At 33.1% G+C, this 17605-nt stretch carries 16 protein-coding genes and 1 rRNA gene; 2 read left to right on the top strand and 15 right to left on the bottom strand.

Annotation, left to right across the window (positions count from 1 at the left end; genetic code table 11):
* Nucleotides 1-28 precede the first annotated feature (28 nt).
* The 12 genes from AC2FB1_RS07170 to AC2FB1_RS07115 form a co-directional block, all read right to left on the bottom strand.
* Nucleotides 29-559 carry an NYN domain-containing protein gene (locus tag AC2FB1_RS07170; RefSeq protein ID WP_490674581.1) on the bottom strand — a complete coding sequence of 177 codons (531 nt, stop codon included), beginning with the start codon at nucleotides 557-559 and terminating at the stop codon, nucleotides 29-31.
* Nucleotides 556-1305, bottom strand: a complete 750-nt coding sequence (rlmB, locus tag AC2FB1_RS07165; RefSeq protein ID WP_490674580.1) for a 23S rRNA (guanosine(2251)-2'-O)-methyltransferase RlmB — start codon at nucleotides 1303-1305, stop codon at nucleotides 556-558. Before rlmB ends, AC2FB1_RS07170 begins: the two co-directional genes overlap by 4 nt.
* An 8-nt stretch (nucleotides 1306-1313) precedes the next feature.
* Complete coding sequence (locus tag AC2FB1_RS07160; protein ID WP_490674579.1) at nucleotides 1314-1700, bottom strand: Mini-ribonuclease 3; 387 nt, start codon at nucleotides 1698-1700, stop codon at nucleotides 1314-1316.
* Nucleotide 1701: 1 nt separating this feature from the next.
* Nucleotides 1702-3102 carry a cysteine--tRNA ligase gene (gene cysS / locus AC2FB1_RS07155; protein ID WP_490674578.1) on the bottom strand — a complete coding sequence of 467 codons (1401 nt, stop codon included), beginning with the start codon at nucleotides 3100-3102 and terminating at the stop codon, nucleotides 1702-1704.
* A complete protein-coding gene (cysE, locus tag AC2FB1_RS07150) occupies nucleotides 3086-3745 on the bottom strand; it encodes a serine O-acetyltransferase (RefSeq protein WP_490674577.1) in 660 nt (219 codons plus the stop codon). Before cysE ends, cysS begins: the two co-directional genes overlap by 17 nt.
* 349 nt (nucleotides 3746-4094) lie before the next feature.
* Nucleotides 4095-5549, bottom strand: coding sequence for a glutamate--tRNA ligase (gene gltX / locus AC2FB1_RS07145; RefSeq protein WP_490674576.1), 1455 nt, complete (start codon nucleotides 5547-5549; stop codon nucleotides 4095-4097).
* 280 nt (nucleotides 5550-5829) lie between these two features.
* Nucleotides 5830-6900: a PIN/TRAM domain-containing protein gene (locus AC2FB1_RS07140; protein ID WP_490674575.1), complete on the bottom strand. Its 1071-nt coding sequence runs from the start codon at nucleotides 6898-6900 to the stop codon at nucleotides 5830-5832.
* 22 nt (nucleotides 6901-6922) lie between these two features.
* A complete protein-coding gene (gene radA, locus AC2FB1_RS07135; protein ID WP_490674574.1) occupies nucleotides 6923-8296 on the bottom strand; it encodes a DNA repair protein RadA in 1374 nt (457 codons plus the stop codon).
* 133 nt (nucleotides 8297-8429) lie between these two features.
* On the bottom strand, nucleotides 8430-10901 hold the full coding sequence (locus AC2FB1_RS07130; RefSeq protein WP_490674573.1) for an ATP-dependent Clp protease ATP-binding subunit: 2472 nt from the start codon (nucleotides 10899-10901) through the stop codon (nucleotides 8430-8432).
* A 15-nt stretch (nucleotides 10902-10916) separates the two neighbouring features.
* Nucleotides 10917-11924, bottom strand: a complete 1008-nt coding sequence (locus AC2FB1_RS07125; protein WP_490674594.1) for a protein arginine kinase — start codon at nucleotides 11922-11924, stop codon at nucleotides 10917-10919.
* Nucleotides 11917-12480 carry a UvrB/UvrC motif-containing protein gene (locus AC2FB1_RS07120; protein ID WP_490674572.1) on the bottom strand — a complete coding sequence of 188 codons (564 nt, stop codon included), beginning with the start codon at nucleotides 12478-12480 and terminating at the stop codon, nucleotides 11917-11919. Before AC2FB1_RS07120 ends, AC2FB1_RS07125 begins: the two co-directional genes overlap by 8 nt.
* A gap of 31 nt (nucleotides 12481-12511) precedes the next feature.
* The gene (locus AC2FB1_RS07115) at nucleotides 12512-12973 is read right to left on the bottom strand and encodes a CtsR family transcriptional regulator (protein WP_490674571.1); all 462 of its coding nucleotides are present in this window, start codon (nucleotides 12971-12973) and stop codon (nucleotides 12512-12514) included.
* Nucleotides 12974-13127: 154 nt separating this feature from the next.
* Here AC2FB1_RS07115 and AC2FB1_RS07110 point away from each other — a divergent pair, with 154 nt between their 5' ends.
* Nucleotides 13128-14342 (top strand): NupC/NupG family nucleoside CNT transporter, encoded by a 1215-nt coding sequence (locus AC2FB1_RS07110; RefSeq protein WP_490674570.1) that lies wholly within the window; start codon nucleotides 13128-13130, stop codon nucleotides 14340-14342.
* A gap of 35 nt (nucleotides 14343-14377) precedes the next feature.
* Here the strand turns inward: AC2FB1_RS07110 and pdxT are convergent, their stop codons facing one another.
* Both pdxT and pdxS read right to left on the bottom strand, forming a co-directional pair.
* The gene (gene pdxT, locus AC2FB1_RS07105) at nucleotides 14378-14932 is read right to left on the bottom strand and encodes a pyridoxal 5'-phosphate synthase glutaminase subunit PdxT (protein WP_490674569.1); all 555 of its coding nucleotides are present in this window, start codon (nucleotides 14930-14932) and stop codon (nucleotides 14378-14380) included.
* 3 nt (nucleotides 14933-14935) lie between these two features.
* Nucleotides 14936-15823, bottom strand: a complete 888-nt coding sequence (pdxS, locus tag AC2FB1_RS07100; protein ID WP_490674568.1) for a pyridoxal 5'-phosphate synthase lyase subunit PdxS — start codon at nucleotides 15821-15823, stop codon at nucleotides 14936-14938.
* 95 nt (nucleotides 15824-15918) lie between these two features.
* Between pdxS and pdxR the strand changes: the two genes are divergently transcribed.
* Nucleotides 15919-17289, top strand: a complete 1371-nt coding sequence (gene pdxR, locus AC2FB1_RS07095) for a MocR-like pyridoxine biosynthesis transcription factor PdxR (RefSeq protein ID WP_490674567.1) — start codon at nucleotides 15919-15921, stop codon at nucleotides 17287-17289.
* Nucleotides 17290-17518: 229 nt separating this feature from the next.
* On the opposite strand, the gene rrf is transcribed toward pdxR, so the two are convergent.
* Nucleotides 17519-17605, bottom strand: a 5S ribosomal RNA gene (gene rrf, locus AC2FB1_RS07090); the annotation flags it as partial.

Below are 17605 nucleotides of genomic sequence, written 5' to 3'. Positions count from 1 at the left end.
GACTCATCTTTTGAATGGCAAGACTGTCTTATTTATGTTTTTTACCATATCCTCGTCTTATTTTTTCAAATTCTGCAAGTACATCTTTTGATAACGAAATTCGAGTTCTTGGTTTACGTTCATTAAAATCATCTACCGATTTACTAACAGTCATTGCGTTCTCTTCTAAATCTCGCCACATTTCTCTTGATGAAACTCGATACGCACCTGCTCCAAAAATAGCATGTTGTTCGCTCATATCACTGGTCACTACAGTAATATGAGTCGTATGTTTATTGTATAAATTATATACGTAACGCTCAATATAACTATCTGCAGTTTCTTTTTCTTTCGTAAAAACTGTTTTAACACCATGATAAATGTATTCTCTTTCTATACCAGATTGTTCATATGCGTCAAATACACATACAATTTCATCAGCGACAACTGCATTGTAATTGGCAATTACATCTAAGAGTTGTTCACGCGCTTCCTCTAAACTTTCTCTCGCTACTTTACTCAATTCTCTCGATTGACCAATCATATTGTAACCATCAATAATTAGATATCTATCTTTCATTGTGTATCTCCAATTTGATGTCGTTTACGATATACTTCATACATCATTAAACTTGCAGCCACAGAAGCATTTAAGCTATTAACATGACCTACCATAGGAATTTTAATATAGAAATCACATTTATCTTTAACTAACCTACTCATACCTTGCCCTTCACTGCCAATTACGATAGCTAATGGCATATCAGCAGCCATGTTACGGTAATCTGTAGCATTATCCGCTTCTGCTCCTGCTACCCAATATCCATTATCTTTCAACTCATCAATTGTTTTTGATAAATTTGTAACACGCATCACTGGAACATGTTGAATCGCGCCTGTTGACGCTTTTGCAACGGTTTGTGTAAGGGCGACAGAACGTCTCTTAGGGATAATCACTCCATCTACACCGCTTGCATCTGCCGTTCTAATGATAGAACCAAGGTTATGTGGATCTTCTAACCCATCTAAAATAATTACTGTAGAAAGGTCTTTTTTTTCTTTTTGAGATTGAATAAATTGATCAAAATCTGCATATTCGTATGGTGCAATAAGTGCAGCTACACCTTGATGAGGTGCATTTGCTAAATTATCTAATTTGGATTTTGGGACAGTTTGTATAATCAATTTCTGTGCTTTAGCATTTTTTAAAATATCATTAATTTGCTGCTTTCTTATTCCTTCTTGTATCCAAATTTTATTTATTGTATGACCAGACACAATTGCTTCTTTAACAGCGTGTCTACCGACAATAACGATATCTTCCACTGTGTTCACTACCTTTCATCAACAATTTGTACAATCGTATCAAGTAACTCATTTAACCGCTCACTTCGATGATCTAAATAAAGAAATCCTATAACAGCTTCCAAGCCTGAACTTTTACGATACGTTTGTACATCTGTATTTTTAGCTTTCGTATAACTTTTAGCATTGCGACCTCTTCTAACAATATCTAGTTCTTCTTCAGTGAACCATTCCTTTGTTATTAATAACTCAAGCGTTTGTGCTTGACTCTTTGCAGATACATATTGTTTTGATACTTGGTGTAAGCGATTCGGTTTACTTCGTAATTTAAGCACAATATATTCACGTATATGCTGATCCAATACAGCATCTCCCATATAAGCTAACGTTAGTGGATTTAGTAGCTTAGCATCCATATTAGCCTCTTCTAAATCTTACACCTTGAGGCGTATCTTCAAGAATAATATTTTGTTCTTTTAACATGTCTCTAATTTCATCAGCTCGAGCAAAGTCTTTATTTTTACGTGCTTCATTACGTTCTTCAATCAGTTTCTCTACGTCTTCATCAAGTAATACATCATTTTCTTTTCCTTCTAACGGCACACCTAATATGTCACTAAAAATTTGATATACTTCTTTAAAACGTTGAATCACTTTAGTAGATGTTGTATTTTCTAGCACATATTTATTAGCTAATTTCGCTAAATCATACCATGCAGTTACTGCATTTGCTGTATTAAAGTCGTCATCCATTACAGTTTCAAAGTGTTTTAAAATATCATTAATTTGATCAATATAATCTGTCTGTGTTTCTAAATCAGTTGCAATTGTTTCCCTTTCTTTAATTAATTGATAACTATTACGTATACGCTCTAATCCACTTTTAGCAGCATTCACTAATTCAAGGTTATAGTTGATTGGACTTCTATAGTGAACACTAATCATGAAGAAACGTAATACATCTGGATCAATTTCCTTAATAATATCGTGTACTAAAATAAAATTGCCTAGTGATTTACTCATTTTTTCATTATCAATATTGATAAAACCATTATGCATCCAATAATTAGCAAATGGCGCATGGTTGTGTGCTTCAGACTGTGCTATTTCATTTTCATGATGTGGAAATTGTAAATCTGATCCCCCTGCATGGATATCTATTGTTTTTCCTAATTCATGATAGGCCATTACAGAGCATTCAATATGCCATCCTGGGCGTCCTTTTCCAAATGGACTCTCCCAACAAATTTCTCCTGGTTTTGCCTTTTTCCATAGCGTAAAGTCCAGTGCATCTTCTTTTTGTTCACCTGCTTCTATACGAGCGCCAACTTTTAAATCATCAATAGACTGATGGCTTAATTTACCATATCCATCAAATTTACGTGTTCTAAAATACACATCTCCGTTGCTTTCATATGCGTAGCCTTCATCTACAAGTTGTTTAATAAATTCGATGATTTCATCCATATGATTCATTACTCGTGGATTAGACGTCGCTTTTTTAACATTGAGGGCACCTACATCTTCATAGAATGCTTTGATATATCGATCAGCAATTTCTGGTACACTTTCATTTAACTCTTTAGAACGATTAATGAGCTTATCATCTACATCAGTAAAATTAGATACGTAATCAACCGTATAACCTTTATATTCAAAATATCGACGCACGACATCATAATTGATTGCCGGACGGGCATTACCAATATGAATGTAGTTATATACTGTAGGACCACATACATACATTTTCACCTTACCAGGCTCAATAGGCTTAAACGTCTCTTTTTGACGTGTTAAAGTATTATATAATGTAATCATCTTTAATCTCTCCGTTCTTAGCTTTTTCCAATTGTCGTTCTAGTTGCTTAATTTGTTCAAATAATGGGTCAGGCAAATTACGATGATCAAATGTTTTACCAATTCGTTTTCCTTCTTGTTTAACAATATGACCCGGAATGCCTACAACTGTTGTATAACTTGGCACAGATTGTAAGACTACTGAATTCGCACCAATATTAACATTAGAATCAATTTGGATATTTCCTAAAATTTTTGATCCCGCTGCAATTAAAACATTATCTCCAATATCTGGATGACGTTTCCCTTTTTCTTTACCTGTACCTCCAAGTGTAACACCTTGATAAATTGTTACGTTATCTCCAATCGTACATGTTTCACCGATGACTACACCCATACCATGATCAATAAATAGGCGTTTCCCAATTTTTGCTCCAGGATGAATTTCAATTCCTGTAAAAAAGCGAGATGCTTGTGAAATCATTCTCGCTAAAACATAATGTTTTTTATTATATAATTTATGTGCAATTAAGTGACTCCATACCGCATGCAAACCTGCATAAGTCGTAATAACTTCAAATGTTGTACGTGCTGCAGGATCTTGTTCAAATACCATTTTCACATCATCTTTAATTCTTTTTATCAAGATGCTCGCCCTCCCCATTTTCTATATGTTATGAATATCTTACAGTCCATGTATCATTCAAATATTTTAAAAAAGCGCCTCTAACATTTACTGCTAGAGGCGCTATTGCACGGTTCCACTCTTCATTTTAGATAAGTAAGTTGATGAATATATCAGTCTACCTTATCATACTCATTTCCATATTTAATTAAATATTCAAAGGTGCATTCGATATAGATAATGATATGCTCACAGCAACCGCATACTCTCTAATAACATTATCGTATATTTACTAATCCTTTGATATATGTTTAGTCTTATCATAAGAAGTTTTTTATAAAAATTCAAGTTTAAATATGTGTATCTGATGTATTATATTAGCATCTTTTTAAACATATTTTTTTAAACGAGATAATACTTTTTCTTTCCCTAATACTTCAATTGTATTCGGTAATTCAGGTCCATGCATTTGACCAGTCACTGCTACACGAATAGGCATAAATAATTGTTTACCTTTAATACCTGTTTCTTTTTGTACTTCTTTAATCGATTTCTTAATTTCAGCAGCTTCAAATGGTTCAAGTGCTTCTAATTTGCCATATAAATGAGACATTAATTCAGGAACTTGTTCACCATTTAACACCTCTTGTTCTGCTTCACCTAATTCAGGCATATCATGGAAGAACATTTCTGATAACGGAACAATTTCACCTGCATAACTCATTTCTTTTTGATAAAGACCAATTAATTTGCGTCCCCATTCTTTATCATCTTCACTTGGATTTTCAGGAATTAAATTTGCTTTAATCAAGTGTGGTAAAGCAAGTTCAAATACTGTTTCTGTATCCTTTGTTTTCATGTATTGGTTGTTAACCCAAGCTAATTTTTGTCTATCGAACATTGCTGGAGATTTAGAAAGACGTTTTTCATCAAAAATCTTAATAAATTCTTCTTTAGAAAAGATTTCATCTTCACCTTCAGGAGACCAACCTAGTAAGGCGATAAAATTGAATAACGCTTCAGGTAAATAGCCTAAATCACGATATTGCTCGATAAATTGTAAAATTTGGCCATCTCGTTTACTTAATTTTTTACGTTGTTCATTTACAATTAAAGACATATGTGCAAAACGTGGTGGTTCCCAACCAAATGCTTCATAAATCATTAATTGCTTAGGTGTATTTGACACATGGTCATCACCACGAATAACATCAGAAATTTCCATATAGTAATCATCTACTGCTACCGCGAAATTATACGTAGGTACGCCATCTTTTTTCACGATAACCCAATCTCCAATATTATTAGAGTCAAAAGAAATTTCTCCTTTAACCATATCATCAAATGTATACGTTTTATCTTGTGGAACACGGAAACGAATAGCTGGTTTGCGTCCTTCAGCTTCAAATTGTTGACGTTGTTCTTCAGTTAGATGTGCATGTTTACCGCCATATCGTGGCATTTCTCCACGAGCAATTTGAGCTTCACGCTCTTCCTCTAATTCTTCTTCAGTCATGTAACATTTGTATGCTTTATCTTCGTCTAATAATTGTTGAATAAGTGGATTATAAATATCTGCACGTTCAGATTGACGATAAGGACCATGGCCTTTGTCTTTATCGATAGATTCATCCCAATCTAATCCTAACCATTTTAAATTATCAAATTGTGAAGATTCGCCATCTTCAAGATTTCTTTTACTATCTGTATCTTCAATACGTACTACAAAATCTCCATTATAATGTTTAGCAAATAAATAATTAAATAATGCAGTTCTTGCATTTCCGATGTGTAAATATCCAGTTGGACTTGGCGCATATCTTACTCTTACGCGTTCACTCATTCGTTTCACTCCTAATTTTGTTATTCATTCTTTATAGCGGATGATTTCTTTCATTAGAAAAAAGTTATCCTAAACAATCGTTAAAGAATCGTTTTTGAATAACTTTAAATTCTAATCTATACCTAGATCAACTTCGCATTTCTTCATTATTGTAGCATTAATTGACTAGTTTGATAAGTCTATTGCTATTGTTGTTACTTCACTCATAAACATCTCATAACGAAATGTTATACAATGTTTCATAAATTATTACGTTTCACATGAAACCCCTTTTTTATTATTAACTTAATGGTTCATCTATAATCTTAGCAAATATAATACGACCAGATGATGTTTGTAATAAACTGATTACTTCCAATTCAACCTGTTTTCCTATAAAAGATTTGGCATTATCTACAACAACCATTGTTCCATCGTCTAGATATCCTACACCTTGACCAGGTTCTTTACCCATTTTAGTTAATAAAATATTCAGTCGATCCCCTTGATGAACATTTGGTTTAATTGCTTCTGATAAATCATTAACATTTAATGCAGTAATCCCTTGAACATGACATACTTTATTCAAGTTGAAATCGGTTGTAATGACATGAGCATGATAGAGTTGAGCTAATTTAACTAATAGTTCATCAATATCACTATGAGATTTTTGAGGATGAATCACACGAGTTGGATAGTCTAAATCATAAAGTGCATTTAAAATATCTAATCCACGTTGTCCTTTTTCACGTTTGATACTATCCTTAGCATCTGCAACCACCTGTAATTCATTTATAACTCCTTGGGGAATAAGAATTTCTCCATCTATAAACCCACATTTAATAATATCTAAAATTCTTCCATCAATAATTGCACTTGTATCTAGCAATTTAGGTATCGCGCTTATGTTATTGTTAGACATTGAACGTGCTATATTGTCTGGTAAAAACATGAGCATTTCATCACGCTTTTTCAAACCAAACTGGAAGCCTAAATAGCATAATAATAATGTAATGATAATAGGCACGAGATGATTTAATAGAGAATTTCCTATCATTTCTAAAATAAATGAAGCCATCACTGAAATAAATAAACCTACGACTAATCCTAGTGTAGCAAACAATATTTCTACTGCACTACGTTGCATAATCCATATTTCAGCTTCCTTAAGTAGTCGTGTTACTTTATTAATAAACAATCCAAATATTAGAAAGAATACAATGATTCCAATTAAACCATCAACATATTGATTTATATAAATGGGTTGATGATTAATACCTAGATCATTTAAAATTTCTGGAATTAACATGATTCCGAAAGCTGAACCAAGAACAATGTAGATTACAATAACAATTCCTTTTAATACCTTCATACGTTATCATCCCTTTAAATACCTATGATGAGCGATTACTAAATGCATATTTCAAAGCATCATGTACCGTTGTCACGCCAATGACCTGAACACCTTCTGGGAATGTCCATCCCCCTATATTCGTTTGAGGAATAATCACTCTCTTGAATCCTAGTTTGGCCGCTTCTTGTACACGTTGCTCGATACGTGATACACGTCTTACTTCACCAGTTAATCCAACTTCACCAATATAACAATCCAAACCATCTACAGCTTTATCTTTAAAACTTGAAGCAGTCGCTACTATAATACTTAAATCCACTGCTGGTTCAGTAAGTCTTACTCCACCTGCTACTTTAATATAAGCATCTTGTTGTTGTAAAAGGTAGTTTTCTTTTTTCTCTAAAACAGCCATAAGCAAACTGAGTCGATTGTGGTCGATACCTGTGGCCATTCGTCGTGGATTATTAAATGTAGTTGGTGTTACTAGAGATTGTACTTCAATCAATAGTGGTCGTGTCCCTTCCATAGTAGCCACAATTGTTGAACCTGGAACATTTGTAGAGCGCTCTTCTAAAAACATTTCTGAAGGATTCTGTACACCTTTAAGACCGCTTTGTTTCATTTCAAAAATACCCATTTCATTCGTTGAACCAAATCGATTTTTAACAGCTCTTAAAATTCGATAAGCATGGTGTTCATCACCTTCAAAGTATAAAACTGTATCCACCATATGTTCTAATAGTCTCGGACCCGCAATTTGTCCTTCTTTTGTTACATGACCTACTATAAAGGTTGCGATATTCATTTGTTTCGCAATATTCATTAAACTTTGTGTACTTTCTCGAACTTGTGATACTGAGCCAGGTGCTGAACTAATCTCAGGATGATAAATAGTTTGAATTGAATCGACAACAAGTATATCTGGGCGCTCTTGTGCCACGGTTTGATGAATAACTTCTAGATCTGTTTCAGCTAGTACATTTAAATTACTAGAGTCTTCCTCTAGACGGTCTGCCCGCAATTTCGTTTGATTTAGTGATTCTTCACCCGTGATATAAAGTACATTGAGCTTTTGTGATAACGATGCACAAATCTGTAATAATAATGTAGATTTCCCAATACCTGGGTCGCCGCCAATCAGTACGAGTGATCCACTAACAATTCCGCCACCAAGTACACGATTAAATTCTTTAGAGTCCGTTTGAACTCTTGGTGTTGCCTCATGCTTAATACTATTTAATTTCTGTACTTTTGCTTGTGTTTCTTTTGCCTTTACGCCATGCTTTGGGTTGGAAGTCTTTTCAATAATTTCCTCCATTTGATTCCAAGCACCACAATTCGGACATTTTCCCATCCATTTAGGAGACTGATATCCACAAGCCATACATTCGAAAATTACTTTTTTCTTGGCCAAAACTGCACCTCCGATTTTTTTGAACATATCTATTTTATATGTATCCAGTTATAATGACAAATGTAAATATATATATAAATGAAAAGAAGAGCCTAGGATTTAATGACTCCTAGACTCCGAATTTAAGCTCATTTTATTCTTCTGTTGCTGGTTCTTTTGTATCTTCTATATTATTTTCTTGTTTATCATGGATATCATATTTGAATTCATTACCATCATGATCAATTGTGACTTCTTTTCCTTCAATTTGATTACCCTCAAGAATCAATTCACTTAAATTATCTTCAACCGTTTTTTGAATTGCTCTAATTAACGGACGGGCACCATATTCAGGATCATAACCTTCTTCAGCAATTTTTTCTTTTGCTTTATCAGTAACTACAATATTGATATCTTGTTCTGATAAACGTTTCGTTAATTTATTTACCATCATAGTAACAATTTCTTTAAGTTCGTCTTTTGTTAATTTATGGAAAACAATAATGTCATCTACACGGTTTAAAAACTCAGGGCGGAATGAATTTTTAAGTTCTTTCATCATAGTTTTACGAATTGTTTCATAATCTTGTCCTTCAGATGCTCCACCGAATCCAGCGAAACGTTGATCTTGTAATTCTTGAGCGCCTACATTTGATGTCATAATGATAACCGTATTACGGAAATCAACTTGACGTCCTTTTGTATCAGTTAAATGACCATCATCAAGTACTTGTAATAAGATATTAAACACATCTGGATGTGCTTTTTCAATTTCATCAAATAAGATGACAGAATACGGCTTACGTCTAACTTTTTCAGTTAATTGACCACCATCATCATGGCCTACATAACCAGGAGGCGCTCCAACTAAACGACTCACAGCATGTTTCTCCATAAATTCGCTCATATCAACACGTATCATTGCGTCTTCTTCACCAAACATTGATTCAGCTAATGCACGAGCAAGTTCTGTTTTACCTACACCAGTTGGTCCTAAGAAAATGAAACTACCGATTGGACGTTTAGGATCTTTTAGTCCTGCACGGGCACGACGTACTGCTTTACTAATAGAAGTTACCGCATCGTTTTGTCCAATTACTCGCTCATGTAATGTTTCCTCTAAATTAAGCAAGCGATCTGATTCTGTTTCATTTATTCTAGTTAATGGAATACCTGTCCATCCGGCAATAACTTCAGCAATATTTTCTTTAGATAATGAAGTTGATTGTTCGCCTTGAGAAGTCTTCCATTCATTTTTAGCATCTTCATATTGTTTTTCAAGTTTTGATTGTTTATCTCTTAAATTAGCTGCATTTTCAAATTCTTGAGCGTGCACTGCAGCATCTTTTTCATTTTTAACTTTTTCAATTTCTTGTTCAATCTCTTTTAAATTGCTTGGTGTTGTGTGACTTTTTAGTCTTACTTTTGAACTTGCTTCGTCAATCAAATCGATTGCTTTATCTGGTAAGAAACGATCAGATACATAGCGGTTACTTAATTTAGCAGCCGCTTCCAGTGCTTCATCAGAAATATTAATACGATGGTGAGCTTCGTAGCGATCACGTAAACCTTTTAGAATAGCAACAGTATCTTCTACAGAAGGTTCATCAACTTGAATAGGTTGGAAACGACGTTCTAATGCAGCATCTTTTTCGATGTTTTTACGATATTCATCTAATGTTGTTGCACCAATGCATTGTAATTCACCACGTGCTAGCGCTGGTTTTAAAATATTAGATGCATCAATTGCACCTTCTGCACCACCAGCACCAACTAGTGTATGCAATTCATCAATGAATAAAATTACATTACCTGCATGATGGATTTCATCCATTACTTTTTTCAATCGTTCTTCGAATTCACCACGATATTTAGTACCTGCTACGACTGTTCCCATATCTAGTGACATTACACGTTTATTTTTTAGAGTTTCTGGCACTTCATTATTCACAATAGCTTGTGCAAGTCCTTCAGCAATAGCTGTTTTACCTACACCTGGCTCACCGATAAGTACAGGATTATTTTTAGTTCTACGGCTTAATACTTCAATAACACGTGTAATTTCTTTATCTCTACCCACAACTGGATCTAAAGTACCGTCTTTAGCAATAACAGTTAAATCTCGTGCTAATCCATCCAATGTAGGAGTGTTATTTGATTTATTTGCAGTTGCATTTTTAGTGTTCATTTCAGGACTGCCTAACGCTTTTACTACTTGTGCACGCGCTTTAGTAATATTTAAATCTAAGTTAGCAAATACACGTGCTGCTACACCTTCATTTTCACGAATTAGACCTAATAAAATATGTTCTGTACCTACAAAATTATGATGCAATTTTCTTGCCTCATCCATTGATAATTCAATGACTTTTTTAGCTCTTGGAGTATAGTGCAAAGTACCTGTATGTTCTTGTCCATGACCAATTAATTTTTCAACTTCTTCAATAACTCTATCTTCAGTAATATTAAAACTTTCAAGTACTTTAGCAGCAATACCTTCAGGTTCTTTCATTAATCCAAGTAATAAGTGCTCAGTACCAATATTTGAATGATTTAAACGAATTGCTTCTTCTTGTGCATGTGCTAATACACGTTGTGCACGTTCAGTTAATCTACCAAATAACATATCGTTTACAACCTCCTAATTTGTATGTTTTCTTAATATATTTGCCCGTTTTTCATTTACAGATACACTTTCATCTTCATCATTATATAAAAAGGCAGATTGGATACTTACCATTAATTCATTAAACTTAAAATTACTTAAATTTAAATATCCTAAATCTATACCTAACTTAATTTCACTTAATCTATATGATGCTTCTTCCATTGATATTATACGACTATTTTGCAATATACCTAATGAACGATAAATACGGTCAAGCGTTTCTAATTCACTATATCGTGTTAAACGTTCACGAATCTGCATTTCTTCATTAATAATTTGTTGAACTATTTCTGTAAGCTGGTCAATAATATCTTTTTCCGTCTTACCTAATGTAAGCTGATTTGAAATTTGATAAATATGACCATAAACTTGTGAACCTTCTCCATATATACCTCGAATTGTAAATCCAAAACGATTAATTGTTTGCGCAATACGATTCATACGTTTCATTATAGATAATCCAGGCAAATGAAGCATCACACTTGCTCGCATTCCTGTCCCAATATTTGTAGGACAAGTGGTTAAATAGCCTAAATCTTCATCAAAACTAATGTCTAATTGTTCATCAAGCATATCATCAATGTCTGAAGCCTTTTGATATAAATCTGTCAGCGATAAATCATTCCCCATTGCTTGAATACGTATATGATCTTCTTCGTTAATCATAATACTTAAGGATTCATCTTCATTTAATAGTACTGCTGAAGCTGGTTGTTTAATCAACTCTTTACTAATCAAATGCTTAGCTACTAATTTCATCTTACTTTGTTGGTCCATGGTATCTAAACGCATTAAAGATAAATTAGGTAGTGCATCTTGTACTTCATTGATTACTCTAAAACCTGCTTGTTCAGATGGAAACATTAAAGGATGAACATGATTTTCTAAGTTACGTGCTAAACGAATACGCGAAGACATTACAATGGGAGATTCATCTGTTTCTTTCATCCATTCACTAATATGTGCATCCATATCATTCATCATGTTCCATCTCACTTTCATGTTTCAAGGCTTTAATTTCATCTCTAATGACAGCTGCTTCTTCAAAATTTTGCTTTTCAATTAATATATTTAAGTAATTCGTTTTTTCTTCAATTTGTTTTTTTATTGCCAGTTTATGATGTGAAGAACGAGGCATCTTGCCTACATGTTCAAATTGTCCACCTTGTACTCGTCTTACAATATCAACAATATCCTCTTTAAATACTGCATAGCAATTTGCACATCCAAATTTACCAACATGAGCTATATCTTTCAATGTCATATTACATGTAGGACATCGTTTTTCTTCTTGAAATGCTACTTCATGAAAATTTAATCCGTGTTTAGTTGCTAAATGTTGTAAGATTTGTTTGACTACAAAGGCTTCTTCAATATCATCTTGGAACTCTGAATGTGACGCATCATGTTCTTGTTGGTTCCAAGGATGCTCTCCTTGAGCACATTCTGAACATACCCACTTTTCAGAAGTACCATCTTTACTTTTTACTGTGAGTTTAACCTCTGCTTCATTTAAATGACAATTTTCGCAAAGCACACATAGACACCTCGCTTTTCTTTATTATTTATTAATAGTAATTAATGATAGGTAATAATCGTTTGAGAATATTTGCCCTAATAATATCTCTAGAAACAACATCCATTGATAGTGTTTCACGATCAATAATCACTTGAATCATTCTTGCTTCTCTTTCACTAATTAATCCTTTTTCCAACAAACCGTCAATTATATAATATGCTTGTTGTTGAGATATTGAAGGACCTATTAATTGCAATAGATGATTAATATAACCCGTTGCATCTTTATTTTCAATTTTTGTGATTCGGATATATCCTCCGCCACCACGTTTACTTTCTATTTCATAACCATGTTCATTCGTAAATCTTGTTTTGATAACATAGTTAAGTTGAGAAGGCACACAATCAAAACGTTGAGCAATATTTGCTCTTTGAATTTCTACCACATCTTTATTACTTTCTTCAAATAATTGTTTAATGTATTGTTCTATGATGTCAGACATGTTGTGCATGATTTACCACCTCTTTTGACCTTCTTTGACTATATTATATGGGCAACTTTGACCTTTTTCAACCAATTTGTTTTTTAAATTTAAAATTATTGGTGTTACTTCTATTATTTTATTGTATTATATAAGATAAAGAGAATTTTAAAGGAGTAGAATTATGCATATTCTTATTGGGATTATTGGGATTATTGTCTTTTTAGCGCTAGCATTTTTATTTAGCTCAGACAAAAAGAATGTTCGTTGGCACTATGTTGGATTATTGCTAATTATCCAACTTATATTCGCATTTATTCTTTTGAAAACAACTGCTGGTATTACAATTATTGGTGGTATTTCAAATGGATTTAATTACTTATTACAAAAAGCTGCTGAAGGAGTTAACTTTGTTTTTGGAGGATTTAAATTTGTAGATCCAAAAAATCCACCTTTCTTCTTTAGTGTCTTATTACCAATCGTATTTATTTCAGCATTAATTGGTATTTTACAATATACTAGAATTCTTCCATGGATTATTAATGTATTAGGGTTCTTAATTTCTAAAATTAATGGTATGGGGCGTTTAGAATCATATAATGCAGTAGCAGCTGCGATTCTTGGACAATCTGAAGTGTTTATTTCATTAAAACAACAATTACCATACATTCCTAAACAACGTTTATATACTTTAACTGCTTCTGCAATGTCTACTGTATCTGCATCTATTATCGGTGCATATTTTACATTGATTGAACCTAAATACGTTGTTACGGCGGTTGTATTAAACTTATTTGGTGGTTTCATTATTGCTTCTATTATTAACCCTTATAAAGTTAATGAAGAAGATGATAAATTGCTAGTGGATGAATCAGAAACTAAAAAACAATCTTTTTTTGAAATGTTAGGTGAATATATTTTAGATGGTTTCAAAGTAGCAGTTATCGTTGGTGCAATGTTAATTGGCTATATTGCAATCATTGCTTTATTAAATGGCCTTGTAAGTGGTATTTTTAGTTTAATTTCTGGCGGAGCAATTAAATGGGATTTCCAAACGTTAATTGGTTTTGTATTTGCGCCATTTGCTTTCTTAGCTGGTGTACCTTGGCACGATGCAGTTAAGTCAGGTTCAGTTATGGCAACAAAACTATTATCTAATGAATTTGTTGCCATGCAATCACTTGGAAGCTTGAAGGGCCTCTCTGAGCATGCAAAAGGTATTACTTCTGTATTCCTAGTTTCATTTGCTAACTTTAGTTCTATCGGTATTATTTCTGGCGCGATTAAATCACTTAACTCTGAAAAAGGTGATGTCGTAGCACGTTTCGGCATTAAGTTACTATTCGGTGCAACACTTGTATCGTTTATTTCAGCTGCTATCGCTGGATTCTTCATTTAATAAGAAAAAGCTTGAGACCAAAGTCTCAAGCTTTTTTATTTAATCATATGTTCAATAAAATACTGAGTTATGCGATAGTCATCTGTTAATTCTGGATGGAAGGATACTCCTAAGTATTTTCCTTGCTTAACAGCTACTATTTTATCATTAATATAACTTAGTATTTCTACATTATTTTCCACACTAACAATATGTGGCGCTCTTATAAAGACACCTTCTATATCTTTAGCAATACCTTTAATGTCTAACTCAGCTTCAAAACTGTCTACTTGTCTACCAAAGGAATTACGTGCAACAGTAATATCTAATTTTTTTAGATATCCTGTCTCACTTTCTACATTTTTTGCAAGCACTATAAGACCAGCGCAAGTTCCAAACATTGGCAAATCGGATTGTTGTAATTTTTCTTTAAAACCATATAAATCCATAAGTCTTCTTAAAGTTGTAGATTCGCCACCAGGGAGAATCAGACCATCAATTTCATCTAATTGTTCCACTTTCTTAACTGCTATACCTTCGTGACCACTTAATTCAATGTGACGAATGTGTTCACGTACTGCACCTTGTAACGCTAATACACCAATCTTCATAAATTACCAACCACGCTCTTGCATACGTTCTTCTAATGAAATTTTATTTATATCTAAGCCTTTCATTGCAGTTCCTAATTCAGCTGCTAATTTTCCAATTAATTCATAATCTTGATAATGAGTTGTAGCTTGAACAATGGCTTTTGCAAATTTTTCTGGATCTTCAGATTTAAAAATACCTGAACCTACAAATACCCCGTCAGCACCTAATTCCATCATTAAAGCAGCATCTTGAGGTGTTGCTACACCACCAGCTGCAAAGTTTACCACTGGCAAGCGACCAGCTTCTTTAATTTGCTTTAATACATCGTATGGTGCACCTAATTCTTTAGAATAAGTCATAATTTCGTCATCATTCATTACAGTTAGACGACTTACTTCTGAATTAACTTTTCTCATATGACGTACAGCTTCTACAATGTTACCTGTTCCAGGTTCTCCTTTAGTACGTAACATAGCTGCACCTTCACCAATACGTCGCGCTGCTTCTCCTAAATTACGGCAACCACATACAAAAGGTACAGTAAATTGATCTTTTCTTAAGTGAAATTCTTCATCTGCCGGAGTAAGAACTTCAGATTCATCAATATAGTCTACACCCATAGCTTCTAACACACGTGCTTCTGTAATATGTCCAATACGTGCTTTAGCCATTACTGGAATTGAAACAGCATTCATTACTTCTTCAACAATTTTAGGATTTGCACTACGTGCTACACCCCCAGCTGCTCTAATATCAGATGGTACGCGTTCTAAAGCCATAACAGCTACTGCTCCAGCTTCTTCTGCGATTCTAGCTTGTTCAGCATTAACAACATCCATAATGACGCCGCCTTTTTGCATTTCAGCCATACCGCGTTTAACTCTTTCAGATCCTACAATTTTAGACATTTATAAAACCCCTTTTCAATTGATTAAATTTATTTTAAAGTATAAACTGATGTTTAAAAAGGTACAATTTTAATAAAAATTTAGGGGTCAGATTTATGCCGAAGAAAAAATCATTATATATTTCTTTGTATGAAAAGCTAAAAAAACAAATTATTGAAGGCGTATATGAATCAAATGATAAATTCCCATCAAAAAGACAATTGAGTGAACATTTATCACTTAGTCATACTACAATTGAGCATGCCTATCAGTTACTTTTAGACGAAGGGTTTATATATTCAAAACCGCGTTCAGGTTATTATGTTTCAGAAATACAATCATTGCCAGTAACAAATAGTTATCCAGAGATAAATAATATATTAGAGATTGATAAAGCTACACAAGAAAATACTTATCAGTATCAATTCAATTTAGCTGAAATTGATGCTGAACATTTTCCTAACCATTTATTTAAAAGATATGCTAAAGAGGCATTTGAAAAAGATCAAATCGAACTTTTGAGCAAAGGAAGTGTTCAAGGGGAATTTAACTTAAGACAACAAATTTCTCATTATTTATTTAATAGTAGAGGAGTGTCTTGTCATCCAAATCAAATTATCATTGGCTCTTCAACTGAGCAATTATTAAATATAGTCACTGACTTATTAAAAGATTCATCATTTATTATAGAGCAACCTAGTTATCCACCCATTAAACATGTGCTAGATAAGCATAGAATAAGTTATACACAAGCTAGAGTAGAAAATGATGGAATTAATATTGATGAAGTCTTCCAAAAAAATAATGATATTTTATATATTACGCCATCTCATCAATTCCCAACAGGATATGTGATGAGTTTAAAGAAAAGAACACAACTTATAAAATGGGCGCAACAAAAGGAGGAGCGATATATTATAGAAGATGACTATGATTCAGAATTTAGATATTTTGGAAAACCTATTCCAGCATTGCAGAATTTAGATAAACAGCAAAAAGTAATATATATTAGCACATTTTCAAAATCACTTTATCCAAGTTGTCGTATGGCTTATATCGTCTTACCAAATAAGCTAATAAGTTTATTTAAAAAGATGCAATATATTGAAAGTAATACTGTGCCTGTACATCTTCAACATATGGTTGCGCAATTTATGGCAACTGGTAGTTTTGAACGTCATCTTAATAAAATGAGAAAAATATATAAAAACAAGTTAAATTTTATTTTAGAAAAATTGGCACCTTATAAAACACAATTGAAAATTGAAGGAGCATTAACAGGAATGCATTTCACACTTGTAGTTAAAAATAAATTAACATTACAAGAATGCATAAAAAGAACAAAAAAATTCAATCTTAAATTAACGCCCTATACTTACAAAGATAAAAAAGTACAACATCCTACATTTTTAATTGGCTTTGGAGGTATTCCAGAAGATAAATTAGAAAAGCATGTTAATGCTCTTATTAAAGCGCTTACAGTATAAATAGAAGGAATAGACCAGAATTAGAATTCAATTTGGATGAGTCATCGTTGAGACCTTGAACTTCAATTCAGTCACTCGACTGACAACATATTAAAAACGTCTAAAACAATTAATTCTGTACTATTCCATTTTTTAATAAGCTATTTACGAATTATAGATAATATATTTAGACATAAAAAAAGAGACCTCACGGTCTCAATATCGGCTCATCGCATCCATATGATGAATTGCCTGGCAATGTCCTACTCTAGCGGAACGTCAGTCCAACTACCATCGGCGCTAAGGAGCTTAACTTCTGTGTTCGGCATGGGAACAG

The organism is Staphylococcus sp. CoH_129_LAB_1 (assembly GCF_058191515.1).
Note: the sequence above shows the minus strand (reverse complement) of the source record. Positions and strands in the feature narration are given on the sequence as shown.